General features: G+C 63.6%; 18 protein-coding genes. 11 read left to right on the top strand and 7 right to left on the bottom strand.

Annotated elements, in window-relative coordinates:
* Positions 1-10: 10 nt before the first annotated feature.
* The 3 genes from topA (at position 11) to WM94_RS15190 (ending at position 3,678) form a co-directional block, all read left to right on the top strand.
* On the top strand, positions 11-2,620 hold the full coding sequence (gene topA / locus WM94_RS15200) for a type I DNA topoisomerase (RefSeq protein ID WP_013971714.1): 2,610 nt from the start codon (positions 11-13) through the stop codon (positions 2,618-2,620).
* A 258-nt stretch (positions 2,621-2,878) separates the two neighbouring features.
* Positions 2,879-3,394, top strand: coding sequence for a DUF6586 family protein (locus tag WM94_RS15195; protein ID WP_004376432.1), 516 nt, complete (start codon positions 2,879-2,881; stop codon positions 3,392-3,394).
* Positions 3,395-3,444: 50 nt separating this feature from the next.
* Positions 3,445-3,678: a hypothetical protein gene (locus WM94_RS15190; RefSeq protein WP_004376430.1), complete on the top strand. Its 234-nt coding sequence runs from the start codon at positions 3,445-3,447 to the stop codon at positions 3,676-3,678.
* A 49-nt stretch (positions 3,679-3,727) separates the two neighbouring features.
* Here the strand turns inward: WM94_RS15190 and sulA are convergent, their stop codons facing one another.
* Both sulA and lexA read right to left on the bottom strand, forming a co-directional pair.
* Positions 3,728-4,204, bottom strand: coding sequence for an SOS-induced cell division inhibitor SulA (gene sulA / locus WM94_RS15185; protein WP_061551569.1), 477 nt, complete (start codon positions 4,202-4,204; stop codon positions 3,728-3,730).
* 13 nt (positions 4,205-4,217) lie between these two features.
* Positions 4,218-4,826, bottom strand: coding sequence for a transcriptional repressor LexA (lexA, locus tag WM94_RS15180; protein ID WP_004376420.1), 609 nt, complete (start codon positions 4,824-4,826; stop codon positions 4,218-4,220).
* Positions 4,827-5,041: 215 nt separating this feature from the next.
* On the opposite strand from lexA, the gene WM94_RS15175 reads away from it, so the two are divergent.
* From WM94_RS15175 to nagZ (WM94_RS15160), 4 genes are all read left to right on the top strand, one after another.
* Complete coding sequence (locus WM94_RS15175; protein ID WP_013971718.1) at positions 5,042-5,755, top strand: TetR/AcrR family transcriptional regulator; 714 nt, start codon at positions 5,042-5,044, stop codon at positions 5,753-5,755.
* Between the two features lie 40 nt (positions 5,756-5,795).
* Positions 5,796-6,320, top strand: coding sequence for a L,D-transpeptidase (locus WM94_RS15170; protein ID WP_039614132.1), 525 nt, complete (start codon positions 5,796-5,798; stop codon positions 6,318-6,320).
* 22 nt (positions 6,321-6,342) lie between these two features.
* Entirely contained in the window at positions 6,343-7,341 is a 999-nt protein-coding gene (gene nagZ / locus WM94_RS15165) for a beta-N-acetylhexosaminidase (protein ID WP_177328668.1), read from the top strand.
* 194 nt (positions 7,342-7,535) lie between these two features.
* Complete coding sequence (gene nagZ / locus WM94_RS15160; protein WP_177342395.1) at positions 7,536-8,534, top strand: beta-N-acetylhexosaminidase; 999 nt, start codon at positions 7,536-7,538, stop codon at positions 8,532-8,534.
* 122 nt (positions 8,535-8,656) lie between these two features.
* Here nagZ (WM94_RS15160) and WM94_RS15155 read toward each other — a convergent pair whose 3' ends face one another.
* Genes WM94_RS15155 through mfd form a run of 3 tightly spaced genes read right to left on the bottom strand, consistent with a single transcriptional unit; the run spans position 8,657 to position 16,001 of the window.
* Entirely contained in the window at positions 8,657-11,965 is a 3,309-nt protein-coding gene (locus WM94_RS15155; protein WP_082810583.1) for a DEAD/DEAH box helicase, read from the bottom strand.
* Positions 11,966-11,969: 4 nt separating this feature from the next.
* The gene (locus tag WM94_RS15150) at positions 11,970-12,542 is read right to left on the bottom strand and encodes a CsiV family protein (RefSeq protein WP_039614135.1); all 573 of its coding nucleotides are present in this window, start codon (positions 12,540-12,542) and stop codon (positions 11,970-11,972) included.
* Between the two features lie 9 nt (positions 12,543-12,551).
* Positions 12,552-16,001, bottom strand: a complete 3,450-nt coding sequence (mfd, locus tag WM94_RS15145; protein WP_015269538.1) for a transcription-repair coupling factor — start codon at positions 15,999-16,001, stop codon at positions 12,552-12,554.
* 167 nt (positions 16,002-16,168) lie between these two features.
* Between mfd and WM94_RS15140 the strand changes: the two genes are divergently transcribed.
* From WM94_RS15140 to sthA, 3 genes are all read left to right on the top strand, one after another.
* A complete protein-coding gene (locus WM94_RS15140) occupies positions 16,169-17,632 on the top strand; it encodes a glyceraldehyde-3-phosphate dehydrogenase (RefSeq protein ID WP_031324543.1) in 1,464 nt (487 codons plus the stop codon).
* 195 nt (positions 17,633-17,827) lie between these two features.
* On the top strand, positions 17,828-18,826 hold the full coding sequence (locus WM94_RS15135; protein WP_061551567.1) for an FAD:protein FMN transferase: 999 nt from the start codon (positions 17,828-17,830) through the stop codon (positions 18,824-18,826).
* A gap of 202 nt (positions 18,827-19,028) precedes the next feature.
* Positions 19,029-20,423, top strand: coding sequence for a Si-specific NAD(P)(+) transhydrogenase (gene sthA, locus WM94_RS15130; RefSeq protein WP_013971726.1), 1,395 nt, complete (start codon positions 19,029-19,031; stop codon positions 20,421-20,423).
* A gap of 42 nt (positions 20,424-20,465) precedes the next feature.
* Here the strand turns inward: sthA and WM94_RS15125 are convergent, their stop codons facing one another.
* Positions 20,466-21,188: a glycerophosphodiester phosphodiesterase gene (locus WM94_RS15125; protein ID WP_061551566.1), complete on the bottom strand. Its 723-nt coding sequence runs from the start codon at positions 21,186-21,188 to the stop codon at positions 20,466-20,468.
* A 31-nt stretch (positions 21,189-21,219) separates the two neighbouring features.
* The gene (locus WM94_RS15120; protein ID WP_004376405.1) at positions 21,220-21,804 is read right to left on the bottom strand and encodes a PilZ domain-containing protein; all 585 of its coding nucleotides are present in this window, start codon (positions 21,802-21,804) and stop codon (positions 21,220-21,222) included.
* Between the two features lie 93 nt (positions 21,805-21,897).
* Here WM94_RS15120 and WM94_RS15115 point away from each other — a divergent pair, with 93 nt between their 5' ends.
* Entirely contained in the window at positions 21,898-23,148 is a 1,251-nt protein-coding gene (locus WM94_RS15115; protein ID WP_015269543.1) for a lipoprotein-releasing ABC transporter permease subunit, read from the top strand.
* Positions 23,149-23,154 lie beyond the last annotated feature (6 nt).

Below are 23,154 nucleotides of genomic sequence, written 5' to 3'. Positions count from 1 at the left end.
ACTCCGATCCATGGGCAAATCGCTGGTCATTGTGGAATCCCCGGCCAAGGCCAAGACCATCAACAAGTACCTGGGCAACCAGTACGTGGTGAAGTCGAGTATCGGCCATATCCGAGACCTCCCCACCAGCGGTTCGGCCAGCGCCAGCAAAGAGCCAGCCGCCAAGCGTGGCAAGGCCGCGGGTGAGGCTCCGGCCCTGTCGCCGAAGGAAAAGGCCCGCCGCCAGCTGGTGGCACGCATGGGCGTCGACCCCGACCACGGCTGGAAGGCCAAGTACGAGATCCTGCCTGGCAAGGAAAAGGTGATCGAAGAGCTGCGCCGCCTGGCGAAGGACGCCGACACCATCTATCTCGCAACCGACTTGGACCGCGAAGGGGAAGCCATTGCCTGGCACCTGCGCGAGGCCATCGGCGGCGACGACACCCGCTACAAGCGCGTGGTGTTCAACGAAATCACCAAGAAGGCCATCCAGGAAGCCTTCTCGCAGCCGGGCGAGCTGGATATCGACCGGGTCAACGCGCAGCAGGCGCGGCGTTTCCTCGACCGCGTGGTCGGCTACATGGTTTCGCCGCTGCTGTGGGCCAAGATCGCCCGTGGCCTGTCCGCCGGCCGTGTACAGTCGGTGGCGGTGAAGCTGGTGGTGGAGCGCGAGCGTGAAATCCGCGCGTTCATCCCGGAAGAGTACTGGGAAATCCACGCCGACCTCGGCACCGCCAAGAACGCCAAGGTGCGTTTCGAAGTGGCCCGCGAGAAGGGTGAGGCCTTCAAACCGCTGAACGAAGCCCAGGCCATGGCCGCGCTGGAGAAGCTCAAGGCTTCCAGCTACAGCGTGGTCAAGCGCGAAGACCGCCCGACCAGCAGCAAGCCGTCGGCACCGTTCATTACCTCCACCTTGCAGCAGGCCGCCAGCAACCGCCTGGGCTTCGGTGTGAAGAAAACCATGATGATGGCCCAGCGCTTGTACGAAGCCGGCTACATCACCTACATGCGTACCGACTCCACCAACCTGTCGGCCGACGCCCTGGACATGGCGCGCAGCTACATCGAGCGCGAGTTCGGCAAGCAGTACCTGCCCGAGGCACCGCTGGTGTACGGCAGCAAGGAAGGCGCCCAGGAGGCGCACGAAGCGATTCGTCCTTCCGACGTGAACACCCACCCGAGCAAGCTCAGTGGCATGGAGCGTGACGCCGAGCGCCTGTATGAGCTGATCTGGCGCCAGTTCCTGGCCTGCCAGATGCCGCCGGCGCAATACCTGTCCACCAGCGTCACCGTGGCTGCAGGCGACTTCGAGTTGCGTGCCAAGGGCCGTATCCTCAAGTTCGACGGTTACACCCGTGTGCTGCCGCAACAGAGCAAGCCTGGCGAAGACGACGTGTTGCCGGAAATGGTCCAGGGCGAAGCGCTGAAGCTGATCCAGATTGACCCGAGCCAGCACTTCACCAAGCCACCGGCGCGCTTCACCGAAGCTAGCCTGGTCAAGGAAATGGAAAAGCGCGGCATCGGTCGCCCGTCGACCTATGCGGCGATCATTTCGACCATTCAGGACCGTGGCTATGTGACTCTGCACAACCGCCGCTTCTATTCCGAGAAGATGGGCGACATCGTCACCGAGCGCCTGTCCGAAAGCTTCTCCAACCTGATGGACTACGGCTTTACCGCCGACATGGAAGAGAACCTCGACGACGTGGCCCAGGGCGAGCGTGACTGGAAGAACGTGCTCGACGAGTTCTACGGCGACTTCAGCAAGAAACTGCAGACTGCCGAGTCCAACGAAGACGGCATGCGCGCCAACCAACCGACCATGACCAACATTCCGTGCAAGGAATGTGGCCGGCCGATGATGATTCGCACCGCCTCCACCGGCGTGTTCCTCGGTTGCTCGGGCTACAGCCTGCCGCCGAAAGAGCGCTGCAAGGCCACCGTCAACCTGGTGCCGGGCGACGAGATTGCCGCCGACGACGAGGGCGAATCGGAATCCCGCGTGTTGCTGGGCAAGCACCGCTGCCCGATCTGCGCCACGGCGATGGATGCCTACCTGCTGGACGAGAAGCACAAGCTGCACATCTGCGGTAACAACCCGGATTGCGCCGGCTACGAGATCGAGGAAGGCAACTACCGCATCAAGGGTTATGAAGGGCCGAGCCTGGAGTGCGACAAGTGTGGCAGCGAGATGCAGTTGAAGACTGGCCGCTTCGGCAAGTTCTTCGGTTGCACCAACCCGGCGTGCAAGAACACCCGCAAACTGCTCAAGAGCGGCGAGGCGGCACCACCGAAGATGGACAAGGTTGACATGCCGGAGCTCAAGTGCGAGAAGGTCGACGATACCTACGTGCTGCGTGATGGCGCTTCGGGGCTGTTCCTGGCAGCCAGCCAGTTCCCCAAGAACCGCGAAACCCGCGCACCGCTGGTGCTGGAAATCGTTCCACACAAACACGAGATTGATCCGAAGTACCACTTCCTGTGCGATGCGCCGCAGAAAGACCCGGAAGGCCGCCCTGCAGTTATCCGCTACAGCCGCAAGACCAAGGAGCAGTATGTGCAGTCCGAGGTTGATGGCAAGCCGACCGGCTGGAAGGCGTTCTACGACGGCAATGCGTGGAAGGTTGAAGACAAGCGCTGATTCTTCATCAGTCTCTGACCTGCGCGCGCCCTTGTAGGAGCGGCCTTGTGTCGCGAAAGGGCTGCAAAGCAGCCCCAGGATTTCAGCGCAGATGCACAAATTGCTGGGGCTGCTTTGCAGCCCTTTCGCGACACAAGGCCGCTCCTACAGCTGACCGCGTTAACCGGTCAGGCGGGGCAAGCCTGCGAAGGGGCGCAAAGCGGCCCCAATCATTTATGATGCAGCTATCCGCTTTGCAGCCTTAGGGAGGTCACTGAAATGGCCCAGGAACTCTACACCCGCACCAATCAGAAACTGTTCTTTGCCGGCCTCGCCCTGGAGTCCATGGCCAAGGCCGAACAAAGCCAGGCCATGAATGCCCAGGGCCTGGTCCAGGCCGAACGCGAGTCGGCGCTGTTCCATCTCTACGGCGCATTGTTGGGCCTGTGTCATGAAATTGGTGGCTTCTACCGCCTGCCAGTTGTTGCAACTGTCGAGCAGGCACTGGCTGACGACGCCCTGAACGGTATCGCCATCCCGGAAGTGGCCGAGCTGTTGGAGCTGGCCCGCCAGCGCGAAACCTGGCTGGCACAAATGCTTGGTGCTTATGCCGATTTGTTCCGACCACCGGTCGCGAAAAAAACGCCGAAAACCGACGTTACCCAGCCATTGATCCAGGCGGTCAATCTCGATGAGCCCGAGCATCCGGCGCTGTCGCATGCCGAACTGGAAAGCTGGCGCAGCGACCTCAAAGGCCTGGTGAGACGTTTCCGTGACGCGTTGAGTGAGTGCTGATAGCTGCTACGGCTGGTACAATGCTGGCCTTTCGCGGAGAACTGCCATTTATGTCTACGTCGTTTCTGGAAATTGTCGAGTTGCCTGATGGCCGCATCGAACTGCGTCGCGCCGAGGATGAGGGCTCTCTGGTAACCCTGGATTTCTCGGAAGACGCCAAGGCGTTCCTGCAGGGTCAGCATGTGGAAGTGGCCAAGGCCATGCTCAGCGTGGGCGTACAGATGGCCGGTCGCCTGATGGATGGCGAGCTTGAGCGTGATGAAGGGCCGCGAGTGCTGCACTGACGTGCAGCAGGGCATCAGGTTTCATGCAGTGACAGGCAAAGCCTGAACATCAGCCGAGGCGGATGTTCAGGCTTTGTGCGTTTCCGGCACTGGCAGCGCGCAGCAATTGCTGGCGCGCAGTGGCGTTGACATTGCCCAGCCAGCTGACGACGGTGTGGCTGCGGCCCAGACGCAAGGCTTCGCAGGCCAGTTGAAGCGGGCTTTGATTGCCACGAGGTTGCAGCAGCAGGATGCGTTCACGGTTGAGCCCGGCATCGCGCAGCCAGGCCTGGGTCAGGCTTGACGGCGGGGCGATCAGGGTCAGCCAGCGGGTCTCGTCCTCTTCGCTCAGTTCGCGCAGCACGGGTGCCAGCAGGCTTTGGCAATGCCCGGGGGCTCCGCGCAGCGACAGTTCGCTGAACAGCTCGGGCTGGCTGCTCTTGCGCGCCACTTCGCTGGTTTTCAGGCCAGGCAGTACGGGCTGGGCGAGGAATGCTTCGAACAATGGCAACTGAGCTTGCTCGGGTACGTGAATGAACTGCTGCATGACGCCTCCTGGATCAGCGGCGAATGACGCCGACGCTCAAGCCCTCGATCACCAGCTCCTGTTCTTTCAGGTCGACTTCGATGGGGGCGAATTCGGGGTTTTCGGCAAGCAGCCACACCTTGCTGCCTTCGCGCTTGAAGCGCTTGACGGTGACTTCGTCGCCGATGCGGGCCACGACGATCTGGCCATTGCGGGCTTCGCGGCAGGTGTGTACCGCCAGCAGGTCGCCATCGAAGATGCCGACGTCCTTCATGCTCATGCCGTGTACGCGCAGCAGATAGTCGGCCTGGGGGTGGAAGAAGTCGGGGTTGATGTTGCAGGATTGCTCGATGTGCTGTTCGGCAAGGATCGGCGCGCCGGCGGCAACCCGGCCGATGATTGGCAGGCCGCTTTCTTCGGCCTTGGCTTCCAGGCCGGGGATGCGAATACCACGGGAGGCGCCCGGGGTCATCTCGATCGCGCCCTTGCGGGCGAGGGCCTTGAGGTGTTCCTCGGCGGCGTTGGGCGACTTGAAGCCCAGCTCCTGAGCAATCTCGGCGCGCGTCGGCGGGAAGCCGTTGTCTTCCAGGCAACGCTTGATGAACGCGAGAATTTCGGCTTGGCGTGGCGTCAGTTTCAACATGGTGAGCGCTCTGTCTTTTTGTACAGTGACTGGGATTATATACAGTACTGGATGCGCTGCAAGCCAAAACCTGCAATAAACAGCAGCAATGGCGCTTGCAGCCGCCCTCCTGGCGCTTTTAAATGGCGACCGGCCGGTCACCGAGCCTTGACAGAAGCAGGGCTGAAACGTATGTTTCAAACACCTGTTTGTCTGGCGGAGTAGTCGGAGTAGTCATGGCCCAATCGGAAACCGTTGAACGCATTCTCGATGCTGCCGAGCAGCTGTTCGCGGAAAGGGGGTTCGCAGAAACCTCGTTGCGGCTGATTACCAGCAAGGCCGGGGTCAACCTGGCGGCAGTCAACTATCATTTCGGTTCCAAGAAGGCCCTGATCCAGGCAGTGTTCTCGCGTTTCCTCGGGCCGTTCTGCGCCAGCCTCGAACGTGAGCTGGAGCGGCGCCAGGCCAAGCCTGAGCACAAGCCGAGCCTCGAGGAGCTGCTGGAAATGCTGGTCGAGCAGGCTTTGGCCGTGCAGCCGCGCAGCAACAACGACCTGTCGATCTTCATGCGCCTGCTGGGCCTGGCCTTCAGCCAGAGCCAGGGCCACCTGCGGCGTTACCTGGAAGACATGTACGGCAAGGTGTTCCGCCGCTACATGCTGCTGGTCAACGAGGCCGCGCCGCGCATTCCGCCGCTGGAGCTGTTCTGGCGCGTGCACTTCATGCTTGGTGCTGCCGCCTTCAGCATGTCTGGTATCAAGGCCCTGCGGGCGATTGCCGAAACCGATTTCGGCATCAATACCTCGATCGAGCAGGTAATGCGCCTGATGGTGCCGTTCCTGGCTGCGGGCATGCGTGCCGATAGCGGTGTAACCGACGACGCCATGGCCGCCGCGCAGCTGCGCCCGCGCACCAAGACCAGCGCAGGCGCCACCACCGCCAAGGCCTGAAGGCTGGGCGGGGCAGGGCGCTTCGGCTAAGCTAGCGCCCATGCCTGACCTCGACTTCCTGCACATTTCCCTCGCCGATCAGCGCCTTTATGGTTTTGCCGATGGCCAGCTGCGCGTACGCCTGCCGGTTTCAACGGCGCGCAACGGCGCCGGCGAGCGCAACGGCTCGGGTTGCACGCCGTGTGGCTTGCACCAGGTGCGAGCGAAGATCGGCGCGGGCTTGCCGCTGAATGCGGTATTGGCCGGGCGGCGCTGGACCGGCGAGGTGTGGTCGCCGGCCTTGCATGCGCAATACCCCGGCCGGGACTGGATCCTCACCCGCATCCTCTGGCTTAGTGGCTGCGAGCCGGGTGTCAACCGCCTGGGTGCGGTCGACACCTTCCGCCGTTATATCTACCTGCACGGCACCCCGGATACGGAACCCTTGGGCGTAGCGCTGTCCCATGGATGCATACGCCTGCGCAATACCGATTTGCTAAGCCTGTTCGAGCAGGTGCCGGCTCATTGCCCGGTGCGCATCGAGCAGGCCGCCTGCCCCCAGTGGGCTTCTCTCAGTCTTCAATGAAGGATTACCCATGACTGTCAGCCTGCAAGGCTCCCTGATGGTGGATATCGCCGGTAAATGGCTGACCGCCGAAGACCGTCACCTGCTGCGCCAACCTGAAGTGGCTGGCCTGATCATTTTTGCCCGCAACATCGACAGCCCGCGCCAGGTGCGTGAACTGTGCGCGTCGATCCGTGCCATCCGGCCCGACCTGATCCTGGCGGTGGACCAGGAGGGCGGCCGGGTGCAGCGCCTGCGCCAGGGCTTTGTGCGCCTGCCGGCCATGCGAGCGCTGGCCGACAATGACAACGCCGAGTACCTGGCCGAGCAGTGCGGTTGGTTGATGGCGACCGAGGTGCTGGCGGTTGGCCTGGACCTCAGCTTTGCCCCGGTACTCGACCTGGACCACCAGCGCAGCGCCGTGGTGGGCAGCCGCGCCTTCGAGGGTGACCCGCTGCGTGCCACGCAACTGGCCGGGGCGTTCATCCGTGGCATGAATGCGGCGGGCATGGCGGCTTGTGGCAAGCACTTCCCGGGGCATGGCTGGGCCGAAGCGGACTCGCATGTGGCCATCCCGACCGATGAACGCAGCCTCGAACAGCTGCGCCAGGCCGACCTGGTGCCGTTCACCCGCCTGAGCGGGCAATTGGCGGCAGTGATGCCGGCGCATGTCATCTACCCGCAGGTCGACAACCAGCCGGCTGGCTTCTCGCGGCGCTGGTTGCAGGACATCCTGCGTGGCGAGCTGGGTTTTGACGGGGTGATCTTCAGTGACGATTTGTCGATGGCCGGCGCACATGTTGTCGGGGATGCGGCGAGCCGCATCGAAGCAGCACTGAGCGCCGGTTGTGATATGGGGCTGGTTTGCAATGATCGGGCGGCGGCGGAGCTGGCACTGAGTGCGGCACAACGCATGAAGGTAAAACCTTCGCCACGCATCGCAGGCATGCGCGGGCAAGGGTTTGCGCGGACTGACTATCGTCAGCAGCCTCGTTGGCAGCAGGCATTGTCCGCGTTGAAGGACGCTCAACTGGTCGACTGACGAGGCTCCACCCTGCTTGGTCCGAGACAGGATCCTGCGTTTTCGATGTGCGTATTGCGTGAGTACACCGGGAAATGTGCCCCGGTGTACCAGGCAGCACGCATTCCAGAGACTCGGGCAAAGCGGAGATTTCTCCGCTTCGCCCGTAATGGGTTTCTGATATTCGATTAGAGGATTTTGTAATGATAGTTTGTATGCAGGGGGCCTTGATGGTCGATATCGAAGGCACAGGGCTGACGCCTGAGGATCGTCGGTTATTGGTCCAGCCTGAAGTAGCTGGTTTGATCATCTTTGCTCGTAATATTGCCCACCCGCGTCAGGTGCGGGAGCTGTGCGCTTCGGTACGTGCTTTGCGCCCTGACCTGATCATTGCGGTCGATCAGGAAGGTGGGCGGGTGCAACGCTTGCGTGAAGGGTTCGTCAGGTTGCCATCCATGCGGCAGATCGCCCAGAGCGATGATGCCGAGCGATTGGCCGGGCATTGTGGCTGGTTGATGGCAACCGAGGTGCTGGCGATCGGGCTGGATTTGAGTTTTGCTCCAGTGCTCGATCTGGATCATGGGCGCAGTGCGGTCATTGGTGCACGTGCCTTCGATGGTGATCCTGAGCGTGTCACTCAGCTGGGTGGGGCGTTCATCCGTGGCATGACTGCAGCGGGCATGGCAGCATGCGGCAAGCATTTTCCTGGGCATGGCTGGGCTGAGGCCGATTCGCATGTGGCCATTCCCGTAGATGATCGCAGCCTGGATGAACTGCGCAAGACGGACCTGGTGCCATTTACCCGATTGGCACGCCAGCTGTCGGCAGTGATGCCTGCACATGTGATCTATCCCCAGGTCGATAGTAAGCCCGCCGGTTTTTCGAGGCGCTGGCTTCAGGACATTCTCAGGGGGGAGCTTGGCTTCGATGGCGTGATTTTCAGTGATGATCTGTCCATGGCCGGTGCCCAGGTGGTCGGAGATGTTGCTGGTCGCGTCGAGGCTGCTTTCGGTGCGGGATGTGACGTGGGCCTGGTATGTAATGACCGGGCTTCGGCAGAGCTCGCTCTGCTGGCTGCGCAGCGCTTGAAAGTCAAGCCATCGCCGCGCCTTGCTCGGATGCGAGGCTTCAGTTTTGCGCGCACTGACTATCGCCAGCAGCCGCGGTGGCTGGAGGCGTTGGGGGCGTTGCGAGAGGCGCAGTTGGTCGATTGACCGCGCCGGCCCCTTCGCGGGCACGCCCGCTCCCACAGGTACGGCACCGCCCTTGAGGGCACTGATCTCCCTGTGGGGGTTTACCCGCGAAGGGGCCGGTACAGGCAGCGAAGGATTCTGGGCTACCGCCCGCGCTTCCCGGGCAGCGGCGCAAACAGCGCTTCGATCTCTTCATCCCCCAGCCGCCATTGCCCGGCCTGCCCGCCATCCAGCAGGCTCGCCGCCAGCGCGGCCTTCTCCTGCTGCAACAGCTGGATCTTTTCTTCCACCGTTCCCCGGGTGATCAGCTTGAACACGAATACCGGCTTGTCCTGGCCGATGCGGTAGGCGCGGTCGGTAGCCTGGTTTTCGCTGGCCGGGTTCCACCAGGGGTCGAAGTGGATCACCGTGTCCGCAGCCGTCAGGTTCAAGCCCACGCCACCCGCCTTGAGGCTGATCAGGAACACTTCGCTGTCACCCTGCTGGAACTGCTGCACCGGCGTGCGCCGGTCGCGGGTGTCGCCGGTCAGCAGGCTGTAGCGGATCTTGCGCTTCTCCAGTTCCTGCTCGATCAACGCCAGCATCGAGGTGAACTGCGAGAACAACAGCACCCGGCGCCCTTCGCTCAGCAACTCTTCGAGCATTTCCAGCAGCGCGCCCAGTTTGCCCTTGTCGGCCTGGTTGCCTTTGCTTTCCACCCCTTTGACCAGGCGCAGGTCGCAGCACACCTGACGCAACTTGAGCAGGGCGTCGAGGATGACGATCTGACTGCGCGCGGCGCCATTGCGGGCGATTTCATCGCGGACTTTCTTGTCCATGGCCACCCGTACGGCCTCGTAGGTGTCACGCTGGGCATCGCTAAGCTCGACCCAGTGCACCATCTCGGTCTTGGCCGGCAGCTCGGTGGCCACTTGCTCCTTGGTGCGGCGCAGCAGGAACGGGCGGATGCGGCTGGCCAGGTGGGCCATGCGCTCGCTGTCGCCGTGGCGCTCGATCGGTGTGCGGTAGTCCTGGTTGAAGCGCTTCAGGTCACCCAGCCAGCCAGGCATGAGGAAGTGGAAAATCGACCACAGCTCGCCCAGGTTGTTTTCCATTGGCGTGCCGGTCAGGCAGACGCGCTGATTGGCCCGCAGCTCGCAAACCGCGAGGGCGGCCTTGCTGGTGCTGCTCTTGATGTTCTGCGCCTCGTCCAGCACCAGCACATGCCAGGCCTGGGCGCGCAGGTGCTCGAGGTCGCGCGGCACCAGGGCATAGGTGGTCAGGACCAGGTCGTATTCGTGCAATTTGGCGAAATGCTTGCTGCGCCCCGGGCCTTGCAGGGCCAGCACGCGCAGCCCGGGGGCGAAGCGCTGGGCTTCGTCCAGCCAGTTGGGCACCAGGCTGGTCGGCATCACCGCCAGGGCTGGAGCACTCAGGCGGCCGGACTGTTTTTCCAGCAGCAGGTGTGCCAGGGCCTGCAGTGTCTTGCCCAGCCCCATGTCGTCGCCGAGGATGCCGCCGGTGCCCATCTCGCGCAGCGCTTGTAGCCAGTTCAGGCCCTGTTGCTGGTAAGGGCGCAGGCTTGCCTGCAACCCGGTGGGCGGTTCTACCTGCAAGTCACGGGCATCGCGCAGGCGTCGGCCCAGGTCGCGTACATGCTCGCCACCTTCCCAGTGCAAAGGAAGGCTGTCGATTTCATTCAGGCGTGCGGCATCGGCACGGTCCAGGCGCAGGGAGGGGCCAGCGGCGTCTTCGTGCAGGTACAGTTCGCCCAGGGTGCCCATCACTGCCTTGATACGGCCATAGGGCAAGGCAACGCGCAGGGCTGGGGCGTCGAGGCGACCACGGTTGAGGTCGATCAGCAGGTGCTCGTCGTCACTGCGCCGGGCCAGTTCGCTGGGGCGCAGCAGTTCCGGGTTGCTGCGCAGCAGCTGCAGCACGATCGGCAGCAGGCTGTGGCGCTGGCCATCGACCACGATGCCCAGCTCCAGGTCGAACCATTCATGGCCGGGCGCTTCGTCGATGGTGGCGTACCAGTCATCCACCTCCTGCAGGTTGAAAGCGAAGTCACGGTGGATGTCGATGTCCCAACCTGCTTCGCGCAGGCGCGGCAGGCCTTCTCGGGCAAAGCGCAGCCAGGCTTCGTCATCGGGCAACTGGAGCATCTCGCCGGCGCTATCAGGCAGGGCTTTGCCCTGCCGGGTGGCGGCCTTGAAACCGAGGTCGCGCAGCACCTTGCGCAGCGCCTGTTCGGCCTGGGGCTGGCGGCGGATGCGCTGGCAGGTATCGCCGACCAGGCGGGTCAGCGGCTTGTCGTCGCTGCCGCTGGCGCGCAGGCCGTCGTAGTCGAATGCCAGCGCGGCACGGTGTTGCATCTGCCGTTGCATGCGGCCGGTCTTGGGCATGTAGGCGCTGAATTCGAGGCTGCCCAGGGTCAGGTACGGCCTGGGTTGCAGGTCGTCAATGAGTTGTTCGTCCAGCGTGGTCGGCGTAGGGAGTTGGTGGTTCAAGGCGTTGAGCTTGTGGCTGAGGGGCACGACAAGGTGTTCCGGAACGTCAGGAGCGATGGTCAGTTGCAGGGCAATATGCGGATCGAGGCTGTGCTCGAGCTTGCCCACCACGCTGCCGGTGAAATCGAAATAGTAAAGTGGCAGCAGCGCAATCACGCAGTTCAGCGGCGTTTCACCGTGGTACCAGATGCCCCGATAGTGACCATTGTCCAGCCGCACCCAGCGAAACTCGGCCGCAAGCGTAGGGCCCTCGCGCAGCAGGGGCTTGTTTTCGTCAAAGAGCATGCGGCCGGTATCCAGCGCGCGCTGGAACAGTTCGCCGCCTTCCCGGCCTTTGAGCTGGTAGCCGCGGTCCTGGCTGCCGGCCTGATTGAGCGCCGAAAGCAGGCGCAAGATGCGGATATCGTCTTCCTTGACGAAGCGCGGGGGTTCGTAAAGGAAATCGTAGAGTGACTGCACACGGCTATAGCGAACGCCCTGGTCTTCGCGAGTGCCTTTGCGTACCCGCAGCGCGCAGCCGGGCTCGTCGGTCAGCCTGAGTTGGTAGCAAACCATGCGCCCACGTTTGTCTTGGGTTTCGGCAGGCTCCTGCGCAGGCTGTTCGAGACCTTTCAGCCAGCGCTGCAGATCGGCCGGTAATGCGTCACCATGACTTTTTATCGTTGCCTGTTGTTCGCCAAGGACGAACAGCGCGGCGGCGCAATGCTTGCAGTTATGCCCCACGGGGCAGCTGCACTGGCCGCGTACATGACAGCGGCCAGCCAGGGCGGTGAGGGTGATCCTCTGCCGATAAGGGCTGCCCTCGCTGCCACGACAGCTGGCTTCGACGAGCGCGCCGATGCAGCTTTCGATCTCTACCCGGTCTTCCCGGGCGTAACGCTCGCCGCGTTGCAGGACCGGGCCGGTGAACGACTGGGTCCAGTTCGGGTACTCGCGCAGCAACTGGAGAGCGTCACGGCTCATTGCATCACTGCTCCATCATCTCCGGGTCCATTACCGGCATTTTAGGCGTACCTGGTGGTGTCACCTTCAGCAGCACCGCCAGGTGCCCGCCATCGAGGAAGGTCAGCTGGCCGCCCTTGACGTTGCTGTTGCTCTGCTTGAACTGCTCGCTTTGCAGCACGCTGCCGTTACCGTCCAGCTGGTTGACCCAGAAATTGGCCTCGACCGCGATGAAACGGCCCTCGGCGATGCTCAGGTTGCCTTCGATGGGGAAGTGGCCGAACTGCTCGGCGCCTTCACCCAAGGCGATGCGGCTGGGCTCGCTGCCCACTTGCTGCTGCCAGGCCTTGTGCAGCAGCACGGTGTAGTCGGCGGTGGCTTCCAGGCGGGTGGCTTCGTCTTCCAGCGCCAGGCGACGCTCGGCGTCCTTCTCCAGGCGCGGAGCGCCAGCGCTCCAGTCTTCGGGGGCAAACGGGCTGGTGAAGGCGGGCACGCTGTTCTGCCGCACCAGGATCATTTCTACCTGATACAGGCCTTCGGCGAAGGCGGCCGGGGCGAACAGCGCCAGCAGCAGGGTCAGGCAACGGATGGCACGCATGGGTCTTCCTTAGGCAGGCTGTGGGGTCAGGCGCTCGAACAGCGCCTCCAGGGTATTGAAACGTTCGTCGGGGCGTTCCATGGGCACCAGGAAACGGAACTGGGTGGCGCCTTCGAACTTGTAGCGTTTGGGCTGGCCCTGGATCAGCTTGATCAGGGTCAGCGGGTCGACCGGGGTCTCGGCCTCGAACTCGATCTTGCCGCCGTTGGGGCCGGCGTCGACTTTCTTGATGCCGAGCTTTTCCGCGTGCAGCTTGAGCGAGGTCAGGCGCATCAGGTTCTTGGTCGGCTCGGGCAGCAGGCCGAAGCGGTCGATCATTTCCACCTGCAGGTCCTTGAGGCCTTCTTCATCGGCAGCCGAGGCAATGCGCTTGTAAAGGATCAGCCGTGCATGCACGTCGGGCAGGTAGTCCTCGGGGATCAGTGCCGGCAGGCGCAGGTTGATTTCCGGTCCGCCGCCCAGCGGCTGCTCAAGGTTGGGCTGCGTACCCTTGCGGATCGCCTTGACCGCGCGTTCGAGCATTTCCATGTACAAAGTAAAGCCCACCGCCTGGATCTGCCCGCTCTGGCCTTCGCCCAGCAGCTCGCCGGCGCCGCGAATCTCCAGGTCGTTGGTGGCCAGCACGAAGCCGGCACCGAGGTCCTGGGTGTTGGCGATCGCCTCCAGGCGTTTTTCGGCGTCGGCGCTGACCTTCTGCCGGGTTGGCGTCAGCAGGTAGGCGTAGGCCTGGTGGTGGCTTCGGCCAACACGGCCGCGCAGCTGGTGCAGCTGGGCCAGGCCGAACTTGTCGGCGCGCTCGATGACGATCGTGTTGGCGCTGGGCACGTCGATGCCGGTTTCGATGATGGTCGAGGCCACCAGCACGTTGAAGCGCTTGTGGTAGAAATCGCTCATCACCTGTTCCAGCTCGCGCTCGCGCATCTGCCCGTGGCCGATGCCGATGCGCGCCTCTGGCACCAGTTCGGCAAGGTCGGCGGCGCATTTCTCGATGGTTTTCACATCGTTGTGCAGGTAGTACACCTGGCCACCGCGCAGCAGCTCGCGCAGCAGCGCCTCCTTGACCGTGCTCTTGTTCTGCTCCATGACGAAGGTGCGTACCGACAGGCGGCGCGCCGGCGGCGTGGCGATGATCGACAGGTCGCGCATGCCCGCCACCGCCATGTTCAGGGTACGCGGGATCGGCGTGGCGGTGAGGGTGAGGATGTCCACTTCGCTGCGCAGGGCCTTGAGCTGTTCCTTCTGGCGCACGCCAAAGCGGTGCTCTTCGTCGATGATGGCCAGGCCCAGGTCCTTGAAGCGTACATCGTCCTGCAGCAGCTTGTGGGTGCCGATGAGGATGTCGATCTTGCCTTCGGCCAGATCGGCGGCGGCGTTGGCCACTTCCTTGGCCGACTTGAAGCGGCTCATCACCTCCACGGTCACCGGCCAGTCGGCGAAGCGGTCGCGGAAGCTGTTGTAGTGCTGCTGGGCGAGCAGGGTGGTGGGTACCAGCACAGCCACCTGGCGGCCGCTGTGTACGGCGATGAACGCTGCGCGCATGGCGACTTCGGTCTTGCCGAAGCCGACGTCGCCGCACACCAGGCGGTCCATCGGCTTGGGCGCCAGCATGTCGGCACGCACGGCTTCGATGGCAGCCTGTTGATCCGGGGTTTCCTCGAACGGGAAGCCGGCGCTGAAGGTGGCGTAGTCGGCGGACGGGTCGGCAAATGCATAGCCTTTGCGCGCGGCGCGGCGGGCATAGATATCGAGCAGTTCGGCGGCGACGTCGCGCACTTGTTCGGCGGCCTTGCGCTTGGCCTTCTGCCAGGCCTCCGAGCCCAGCCGGTGCAGCGGTGCCAGGGCATCGTCGCTGCCGGTGTAGCGAGCGATCAGGTGCAGGTTGGCCACCGGCACGTACAGCTTGGCGCCCTCGGCGTATTCCAGGGTGAGGAATTCGGCGGCCTGGCCGTCGATTTCCAGGGTGGCCAGGCCCAGGTAGCGGCCCACGCCATGGTCGATGTGCACCACCGGCGCGCCTTCGCGCAGCTCGGTCAGGTTCTTGATCACCGCGTCGTTGGCGGTTTCGCCGCGCTTGTCGCGGCGCCGGCGCTGCATGACCCGCTGGCCGAACAGCGGGCTTTCGGCGATCAGGGCCAGGCCTGGGTCGTCCAGCAGCAGGCCTTCGTCCAGTGGGGCGATGGTGATTGCCAGGCGTTCGCTGCCGGTGATGAAGTCGGCCCAGCCGTCGACGGTATGCGGGCGCAGTTTCAGCCGCTCGAGCAGCTCCAGCAGCACTTCGCGGCGGCCCGCCGATTCGGCGGTGAACAACACCCGGCCGGGGAACTGGTCGAGGAAGTTGGCCAGTTCGGCCAGGGGCTGGTTGGCCTTGGCTTCGATTGCCAGGTTGGGCAGGGCGCGTGCCGGGAAGCGCTCGCGACCCACGCCCGGGTCGAGGTCTTCGGTGCTGACCACTACCCGTGGCCATTGCTTGAGCCGGGCAAAGCAGTCTTCCACCGGCAGGAACAGCTCGGCCGGCGGCAGCAGCGGCCGGCTCAGGTCGCCACGGCGGTCTTCATAACGCCCGCGCACGTCGTTCCAGAAGTGTTCGGCGGCCTGTTCCACGCCGGGCAGCGAGAACACCTGGGTGTCGGCCGGCAGGTAGTCGAACAGGGTCGAGGTTTCTTCGAAGAACAGCGGCAGGTAGTACTCGATGCCGGCGGGGATGATACCGCTGGCCAGGTCCTGGAAGATCGCGCTGCGGCGGAAATCGACATCGAAGCGTTCGCGGAAGCGCGCCTTGAAGCGGGTCACTTCCTCTTTCTGCATCGGGAACTCGCGCGCCGGCAGCAGGCGCACCGAATCCACCTTGTCGATCGAGCGCTGGGTCTCGGGGTCGAAGGTGCGCAGCGTCTCGATCTCGTCATCGAACAGGTCGATACGGTAGGGCAGCTTGCTACCCATCGGGAACAGGTCGATCAACGCGCCGCGCACGGCGAACTCGCCATGCTCGTAGACGGTGTCGACGCAGCGATAGCCACTGGCCTCCAGGCGCAGGCGCATCTGCTCCACATCGATGGTCTGGCCCACGTCCAGCACCAGGCTGCTGCCCAGCAGGAAGCGGGTCGGCGCCAGGCGGTGCAGGGCGGTGGTGACCGGCACCACGAGGATGCCGTGGCTCAGCTCGGGCAGGCGGTAGAGGCTGGCGATGCGCTGGGAAATGATGTCCTGGTGCGGCGAGAACAGGTCGTAGGGCAGGGTTTCCCAATCAGGGAACGGCAGCACCGGCAGGTCCGGGGCAAAGAAGCGAAGTTCCTGTTCCAGACGATCGGCAGCCTGGCTGTCGGCAGTCAGCAGCAAAGTGAAGCGGCCCGCGCTGCTGGCGGCCTCGGCGATGGCCAGGCTGAGGGCGGCACCGGGTAGATTGCCCCAGGTTTGTTTGCCGGCCGTGGCCGACATTTGCGGTAGGCGCAGAACTGACACGGGAGATTGCACTCCAAGCGTTGCGGCAAAGAGATCGATTGTACCGGTGACGGTGCCGGCTGTCAGGTTCGAAAGGGCGTGAACGCTGGCTTGCGTGGCCGCGACAGGCGCTCATTGCCCGCAACGCGTTGGGGCGTCATAATGTAGCCCCTTTTTTCTGTCCCTACATGTGGAAGGTTCCCGTGACTCAGAAGCCCGACCAGTGTCTTGGTGAGTGGATCGATCGTGAAGCCCTGGCTGAAGCGATGATCCCGCTTATCGGTCAGCTCTACCGCAACAACAACGTGGTGAGCTCGATTTATGGCCGTAGCCTGATCAACCGTTCGGTTATCTCGATCCTCAAGGCGCACCGCTTTGCGCGTCATCGTCAAGCCGACGAAACCGAACTGTCCGTCCACGAGACATTCCCCCTGCTCAAGGCCATGAGCGAGCTGAAACTGGGCGCCGCTTCGGTCGACCTGGGCAAGCTGGCCAACAAGTTCAAGCAGGAAGGCAATGGCCGCACTGCCGAGCAGTTCGTCCGTGAAGAACTGGCCGAGGTAGTTGGCCAGCAGAACGCTTCGGCGCGCAAGGGCACCGACGTTGTCCTGTACGGTTTCGGCCGCATCGGCCGCCTGCTGGCGCGCATCCTGATCGAGAAGACCGGTGGCGGCGACGGCCTGCGCCTGCGCGCCATCGTCGTGCGCAAGGGCGCCGAGAACGACCTGGTCAAGCGTGCCAGCCTGCTGCGCCGTGACTCGGTGCACGGCCCGTTCGATGGCACCATCACCATCGACGAAGCCAACAACACCATCACCGCCAACGGCAACCTGATCCAGGTTATCTACGCCAAGAGCCCGAGCGAAGTCGACTACACCCAGTACGGCATCGAAAACGCGCTGATCGTCGACAACACCGGCGTATGGCGTGATGCCGACGGCCTGGGCCAGCACCTGGCCTGCCCGGGCGCTGCCCGCGTGATCCTCACCGCACCTGGCAAGGGCGCGCTGAAGAACATCGTGCACGGCATCAACCACGGCGACATCGCTGCCGATGACAAGATCATCTCGGCCGCTTCCTGCACCACCAACGCCATCGTGCCGGTGCTCAAGGCCATCAACGACCAGTACGGCATCGTCAACGGCCACGTCGAAACCGTTCACTCGTTCACCAACGACCAGAACCTGATCGACAACTTCCACAAGGGCAGCCGCCGTGGCCGTGCCGCGCCGCTGAACATGGTCATCACCGAAACCGGCGCCGCCACTGCTGCCGCCAAGGCACTGCCAGTGCTGAAGGGCAAGCTGACCGGCAACGCCATTCGCGTACCGACGCCGAACGTTTCGATGGCCATCCTCAACCTGAACCTCGAGAAGGCCACCAGCCGCGACGAGATCAACGAGTACCTGCGCCAGACCGCCATGCACTCGGAACTGCACAAGCAGATCGATTACGTCAGCTCGCAGGAAGTGGTTTCGACCGACTTCGTCGGTTCGCGCCACGCCGGTGTGGTTGACGCCGAAGCGACCATCTGCAATGACAACCGCGTTGTTCTGTACGTCTGGTACGACAACGAATTCGGTTACAGCTGCCAGGTGGTTCGTGTGATGGAAGAGATGGCCGGTGTGAACCCGCCAGCGTTTCCGCACTGATACGCTTGTAAGGCAATGAAAAAACGGGAACCTTCGGGTTCCCGTTTTTTTATCCAGAATTTGTGTTGCCTGTGCCGGCCTCTTCGCGGGTAAACCCGCTCCCACAGGGCCGCGTCGTCCGTGAGGGCAGTGGTATACCTGTGGGAGCGGGTTTACCCGCGAAGAGGCCGGCACAGGCAACCGAGAGCCCGAACCTTGCGCACAGCCTTGCTGTTCATCCTCATGCTGCTCACCGCCTGCAACCAGGGCCCCACCCTGGAGCGCCTGGGCGGCCCGACCATGGGCAGCAGCTTCAGCATCCAGTACGTGCGCGAACCCGGCGGCCCGGCGCCGGTTCAGGTGCAGGCGGCAGTCGAAACCATCCTGCACGACATCGATCAGCACTACTCGACCTACCGCGGCGACTCCACCATCAGCCGTTTCAACCAGTTGCCCGCCAACCAGTGCCTGGTGCTGCCGACCGACATGCTCGAGCTGGTCAGCCTTGGTCAGCACCTGGCCGAGCAGAGCGGCGGCGCCTTCGACCTTACCGTCGAACCCTTGCTCGACCTGTGGGGGTTCGGCCCCCAGGCCCGTCACGAAAAGGTGCCCGACCCTTCGGCCCTGGCCCAGGTGCGCCAGCGCGTGGGCTACCGGCACTTGCACATCGACGGCCAGGCCCTGTGCAAGGACGCCCCGGTGAAGCTCGACTTCAACAGCATCGCCGCCGGCCATGCCGTCGACCTGATCGCCGCGCGCCTGCAGGCCATGGGCGTGGCCAACTTTGTCGCCGAAGCCACCGGCGAGCTCAAGGCCGCCGGCCGCAAACCGGATGGCAGCCCCTGGCGCATCGCCCTGGAGCTACCCCGCGAAGATCGCCAGATAGCCCGCCAGATCATCCCGGTCAACGGCCTTTCGGTATCGACCTCGGGTGACTATCGGCACTATTTCGAGGAGAATGGCCGGCGCTATTCGCACACCTTCGATGCCCGCCTCGGGCGCCCGGTGCAGCACGACCTGGCCGCGGTCACCGTGCTCGATGCCTCGGCGCTGCAGGCCGACGGCTATTCGACGCTGCTGTTGATCCTGGGCCCGGAACGTGGCTGGGATTTTGCCGTGGCGCATGGCCTTGCCGCGGTATTGGTGACTCGGGCCGAGGGTGGCTTCGTCTCCCGAGCTACGCCCGCATTCGAACGGGCAGTGAAAGGCGAGTGAAAGCACAAGCAGGGATGATCGCCGCCAGGGAATGGCTCACATATGTAGTGCGGGCAAAATTGGCCTACGACGCGACCAAGGGTTAATGTGCGCGGCGTTCACGCTTGATTAGACTGCACCCGAATTTTCTCATGACGCCCCGGCGGCATGATCGCGCCCCGCGAGCGACCGTGGCTTGCGGGCCAGTTCTGAAGGAGTACGCATGGCTGTCTACAACTACGACGTAGTGGTGCTGGGTTCCGGCCCGGCCGGGGAAGGTGCGGCAATGAACGCCGCCAAAGCAGGGCGCAAGGTGGCGATGGTCGATAGCCGTCGCCAGGTCGGGGGCAACTGCACCCACCTGGGCACCATCCCGTCCAAGGCACTGCGTCACTCGGTGCGGCAGATCATGCAGTTCAACACCAACCCGATGTTCCGTGCCATCGGTGAGCCGCGCTGGTTCTCGTTCCCCGACGTGCTGAAAAGCGCCGAGAAGGTCATCGCCAAGCAGGTAGCGTCGCGCACCGGCTACTACGCACGTAACCGCGTGGACGTGTTCTTCGGCACCGGTAGCTTCGCCGACGAGCAGACCGTCGAAGTGGTCTGCCCGAACGGTGTGGTGGAAAAGCTCAACGCCAAGCACATCATCATCGCCACCGGCTCGCGCCCGTACCGCCCGGCCGATATCGACTTCCACCACCCGCGCGTCTACGACAGCGACACCATCCTCAGCCTCAGCCACACCCCACGCAAGCTGATCGTGTACGGAGCCGGCGTGATCGGTTGCGAATACGCCTCGATCTTCAGCGGCCTGGGTGTATTGGTAGAGCTGGTAGACAACCGTGGCCAGTTGCTGAGCTTCCTCGACTCGGAAATTTCCCAGGCGCTGAGCTACCACTTCAGTAACAACAACATCACCGTGCGCCACAACGAAGAGTATGAGCGCGTCGAAGGCCTGGACAACGGGGTGATCCTGCACCTGAAGTCGGGCAAGAAGATCAAGGCCGACGCCTTGCTGTGGTGCAACGGCCGTACCGGCAACACCGACAAGCTGGGCCTGGAAAACATCGGTATCAAGGTCAACAGCCGCGGCCAGATCGAGGTCGACGAGGCCTACCGCACCAGCGTGCCGAACATCTACGGTGCCGGCGACGTGATTGGCTGGCCAAGCCTGGCCAGTGCCGCTCATGACCAAGGCCGCTCTGCCGCTGGCAGCATCGTGGATAATGGCAGCTGGCGCTTCGTCAATGATGTGCCGACCGGTATCTATACCATTCCGGAGATCAGCTCGATCGGCAAGAACGAGCAGGAACTGACCCAGGCCAAGGTGCCGTACGAAGTGGGCAAAGCCTTCTTCAAGAGCATGGCTCGTGCACAGATCGCCGGCGAGCCGCAAGGCATGCTGAAGATCCTGTTCCACCGCGAAACACTTGAGGTGCTGGGCGTACACTGCTTCGGCTACCAGGCTTCGGAAATCGTCCATATCGGCCAGGCCGTGATGAACCAGCCGGGCGAGCTGAACAACCTGAAGTATTTCGTCAACACCACATTCAACTACCCGACCATGGCCGAAGCCTATCGGGTAGCTGCCTACGATGGCCTGAACCGGCTTTTTTGAGCGGCTCCGACCGGTGGCCTGAGCCGGTCGGAGAGACCGATTTCAACCCTGCCCGAGGGTGGTCCTGGCCAAACCGGGAAAGTCTGTAATCAGGCTGTCCACACCGAAGTCAGCGAGCCGGCGCATCAGTGCCGGTTCGTTGACCGTCCACACCGACACGTGCAAACCCTGGCCCTGGGCTTTGAGCAGGCGCTCGGGGGTGCACAGTGTCCAGTTCAATGCCAGCAGCTCGCAGCCGTAGTTCTGTGCCACCTTCAGCGGGTCGAGCCAGGCGTATTCGGCCACCAGCCCGCGTTTGACGTCCGGCACCAGCTCCAGGGCGGCACCCAGCACTTCGCGTGAGCTGGAGGTAATGGTCACCTTGTCCAGCAGGCCGTACTGCTGGGCCAGTTCGCGGATCGCCAGCACGGTGGTCGCGGCGCGGGTACGCGAGGCGCTTTTCACTTCCAGCTGCCAATGCTCGAACGGGCACTTCTGGAACAGTTCTTCCAGTCTCGGAATCGGGCAGGGCTGGACATGGCCCGGGCCGCCTTTGCGGGCATCTATCTTGACCAGGTCTGCGGCCGGGTGCTCGACCACCTTGCCGCGTTTGCCGGTGGTGCGCTTGAGGGTCGGGTCGTGGATCACCATCAGCTCGTTGTCGGCCGACAGGTGCAGGTCCAGCTCGCAGCGGGTCACGCCATGGGCGAGGCATTGCTGGAAGCTCTTCAGGGTATTCTCGGGCGCTTCGCCCTTGGCGCCGCGGTGGCCGTAGATCAGGGTCACGTTCGTTCCTTCAAATCAGAGAAAAATGGGCTCAGGAGGCGGGGTCGTTCTGTTCCAGCTGTTGGCGCCGTTGCTGCTGCTGGCGTTGCAGGATGTAGCGGGCCAGCAATTGCCGTTGGGCGTCGGTCATGTCGGTGAATTCGGTGCCGATCTCGAAGCCGCCCTCCGGGCGCGGGTCGCAATGGGTGACCTTGCCGCGCAGCAGCAGGCCGTGGGCGCGCGGCATCAGCACCATCTTCACCTTCACCCGGGTGCCGGGGGCAACCGCTGTGGCTTGTGCGAACTCGATGCCGCCCTCGGAAATGACCACCGGCTGGGGCTGGCCAACTTCGCCGAGCAGGGTCTGGGCAACTACTGCGCTAAGCAGGTCGAGGCGTTTGTTCTGCGCGCGCAGGAAAGCGGCGAGGGTGCGGTCCTTCTCGCTCAGCTGGCGCAGCAGGTGCTGCGACTCGAAGTCGGACAGGTGCAGCTCGCTGAGCAGGTTGAACAGAGGCGAATCATCTTGCAACACATCTGGGTCAAGGGCTTCGGCCGCGCTGAGGGGGCTGATTTGAAGTGCGATCCGATCTTCGATGCGGTAGTATTCGCGGCGATCTTCTTCGTCTAATGTCGTCATGGCGAACCCAAGGTAGCGGCGGTGGTCCGAGTGTAAAGCCGCCGTAGGCGCCTCGCCACAAGGACGTTCCCTTTCATCCGAACAAGCCCCGACATGTTCAGACCTCTTTTCGCATTCATCGGCACGCGTTATACCCGTGCCAAACGTCGCAATCACTTCGTCTCGTTCATTTCCCTGACCTCGATGATCGGCCTCGCCCTGGGCGTGGTGGTGATGATCGTGGTGCTCTCGGTCATGAACGGTTTCGACCACGAGATGCGTACCCGCGTGTTGGGCATGATCCCCCATGCCACGCTGGAGAGCGGCCAGCCCATTGCCGACTGGCCGGCCCTTGCCCAACAAGTAAAGCAGAATCCGCAGGTGGTGGCGGTTGCGCCCTTCACCCAGATGCAGGGCCTGCTGACCCACGAAGGCAAGGTGCAGAAGGTGCTGCTCAACGGCATCGACCCGGCCCGCGAGCGCGAAGTGTCGATCATCGACAAGTTCGTCCTGCAAGGCCGCCTGGACCAGCTGGCGCCGGGCGAGTGGGGCATCATGATCGGCGACAAGGCCGCGGCCAAGCTGGGCGTGGGCATCGGCGACAAGCTCACCTTCGTCGCCCCCGAGGTCAGCGTGACCCCGGCCGGCATGTTCCCGCGCATGAAGCGCTTCACCGTGGTCGGTACCTTCCACGTGGGCGCGGGCGAAATCGACGGCTACCTGGGCCTGACCAACATCAGCGACCTGTCCCGGCTGCACCGCTGGAAGCCTGACCAGGTCCAGGGCCTGCGCCTGAAGTTCGACGACCTGTTCCAGGCGCCGCGGGTGGCCTGGGACATCGCCCAGCGCCTGGGTGACCAGGAGTTCTACAGCCGTGACTGGACCCGCACCCACGGCAACCTGTACCAGGCGATCCGCATGGAAAAGGCCATGATCGGCCTGCTGTTGCTGCTGATCGTGGCGGTGGCGGCGTTCAACATCATTTCCACCCTGGTGATGGTGGTCAACGACAAGCGTGGCGACATCGCCATTCTGCGTACCTTGGGCGCGACGCCTGGGCAGATCATGCTCATCTTCATGGTCCAGGGCACGGTGATCGGGGTGATCGGTACCCTGATCGGCGCCGTGGTCGGGATCGTCGCCGCGCTGAACGTGAGCGCGGTGATCGCCGGCATCGAGAAACTGATCGGGCACAAGTTCCTCAACGCCGACGTGTACTTCATCGATTACCTGCCGTCGCAGATCCAGGCCCAGGACGTATACATGGTCTGTGGTGCGGCGCTGGTCCTGAGTTTCTTCGCCACCCTGTACCCGGCCTGGCGTGCGGCCCGCACCCAGCCTGCAGAGGCGCTACGTTATGAGTGAGTCGCG

This window comes from Pseudomonas sp. ABFPK, assembly GCF_001586765.1.
In the GTDB taxonomy this organism is placed as follows: domain Bacteria; phylum Pseudomonadota; class Gammaproteobacteria; order Pseudomonadales; family Pseudomonadaceae; genus Aquipseudomonas; species Aquipseudomonas asiatica.
This window is presented reverse-complemented; position numbering and strand designations above follow the sequence as displayed.

Bases quoted from the DNA above. Each gene is read 5' to 3' on its own strand.
- topA (WP_013971714.1), top strand. From the start codon at position 11: ATGGGCAAATCGCTGGTCATTGTGGAATCCCCGGCCAAGGCCAAGACC.
- WM94_RS15195 (WP_004376432.1), top strand. From the start codon at position 2,879: ATGGCCCAGGAACTCTACACCCGCACCAATCAGAAACTGTTCTTTGCC.
- WM94_RS15190 (WP_004376430.1), top strand. From the start codon at position 3,445: ATGTCTACGTCGTTTCTGGAAATTGTCGAGTTGCCTGATGGCCGCATC.
- sulA (WP_061551569.1), bottom strand. From the start codon at position 4,204: ATGCAGCAGTTCATTCACGTACCCGAGCAAGCTCAGTTGCCATTGTTC.
- lexA (WP_004376420.1), bottom strand. From the start codon at position 4,826: ATGTTGAAACTGACGCCACGCCAAGCCGAAATTCTCGCGTTCATCAAG.
- WM94_RS15175 (WP_013971718.1), top strand. From the start codon at position 5,042: ATGGCCCAATCGGAAACCGTTGAACGCATTCTCGATGCTGCCGAGCAG.
- WM94_RS15170 (WP_039614132.1), top strand. From the start codon at position 5,796: ATGCCTGACCTCGACTTCCTGCACATTTCCCTCGCCGATCAGCGCCTT.
- nagZ (WP_177342395.1), top strand. From the start codon at position 7,536: ATGCAGGGGGCCTTGATGGTCGATATCGAAGGCACAGGGCTGACGCCT.
- WM94_RS15155 (WP_082810583.1), bottom strand. From the start codon at position 11,965: ATGAGCCGTGACGCTCTCCAGTTGCTGCGCGAGTACCCGAACTGGACC.
- WM94_RS15150 (WP_039614135.1), bottom strand. From the start codon at position 12,542: ATGCGTGCCATCCGTTGCCTGACCCTGCTGCTGGCGCTGTTCGCCCCG.
- WM94_RS15140 (WP_031324543.1), top strand. From the start codon at position 16,169: ATGTGGAAGGTTCCCGTGACTCAGAAGCCCGACCAGTGTCTTGGTGAG.
- sthA (WP_013971726.1), top strand. From the start codon at position 19,029: ATGGCTGTCTACAACTACGACGTAGTGGTGCTGGGTTCCGGCCCGGCC.
- WM94_RS15120 (WP_004376405.1), bottom strand. From the start codon at position 21,804: ATGACGACATTAGACGAAGAAGATCGCCGCGAATACTACCGCATCGAA.
- WM94_RS15115 (WP_015269543.1), top strand. From the start codon at position 21,898: ATGTTCAGACCTCTTTTCGCATTCATCGGCACGCGTTATACCCGTGCC.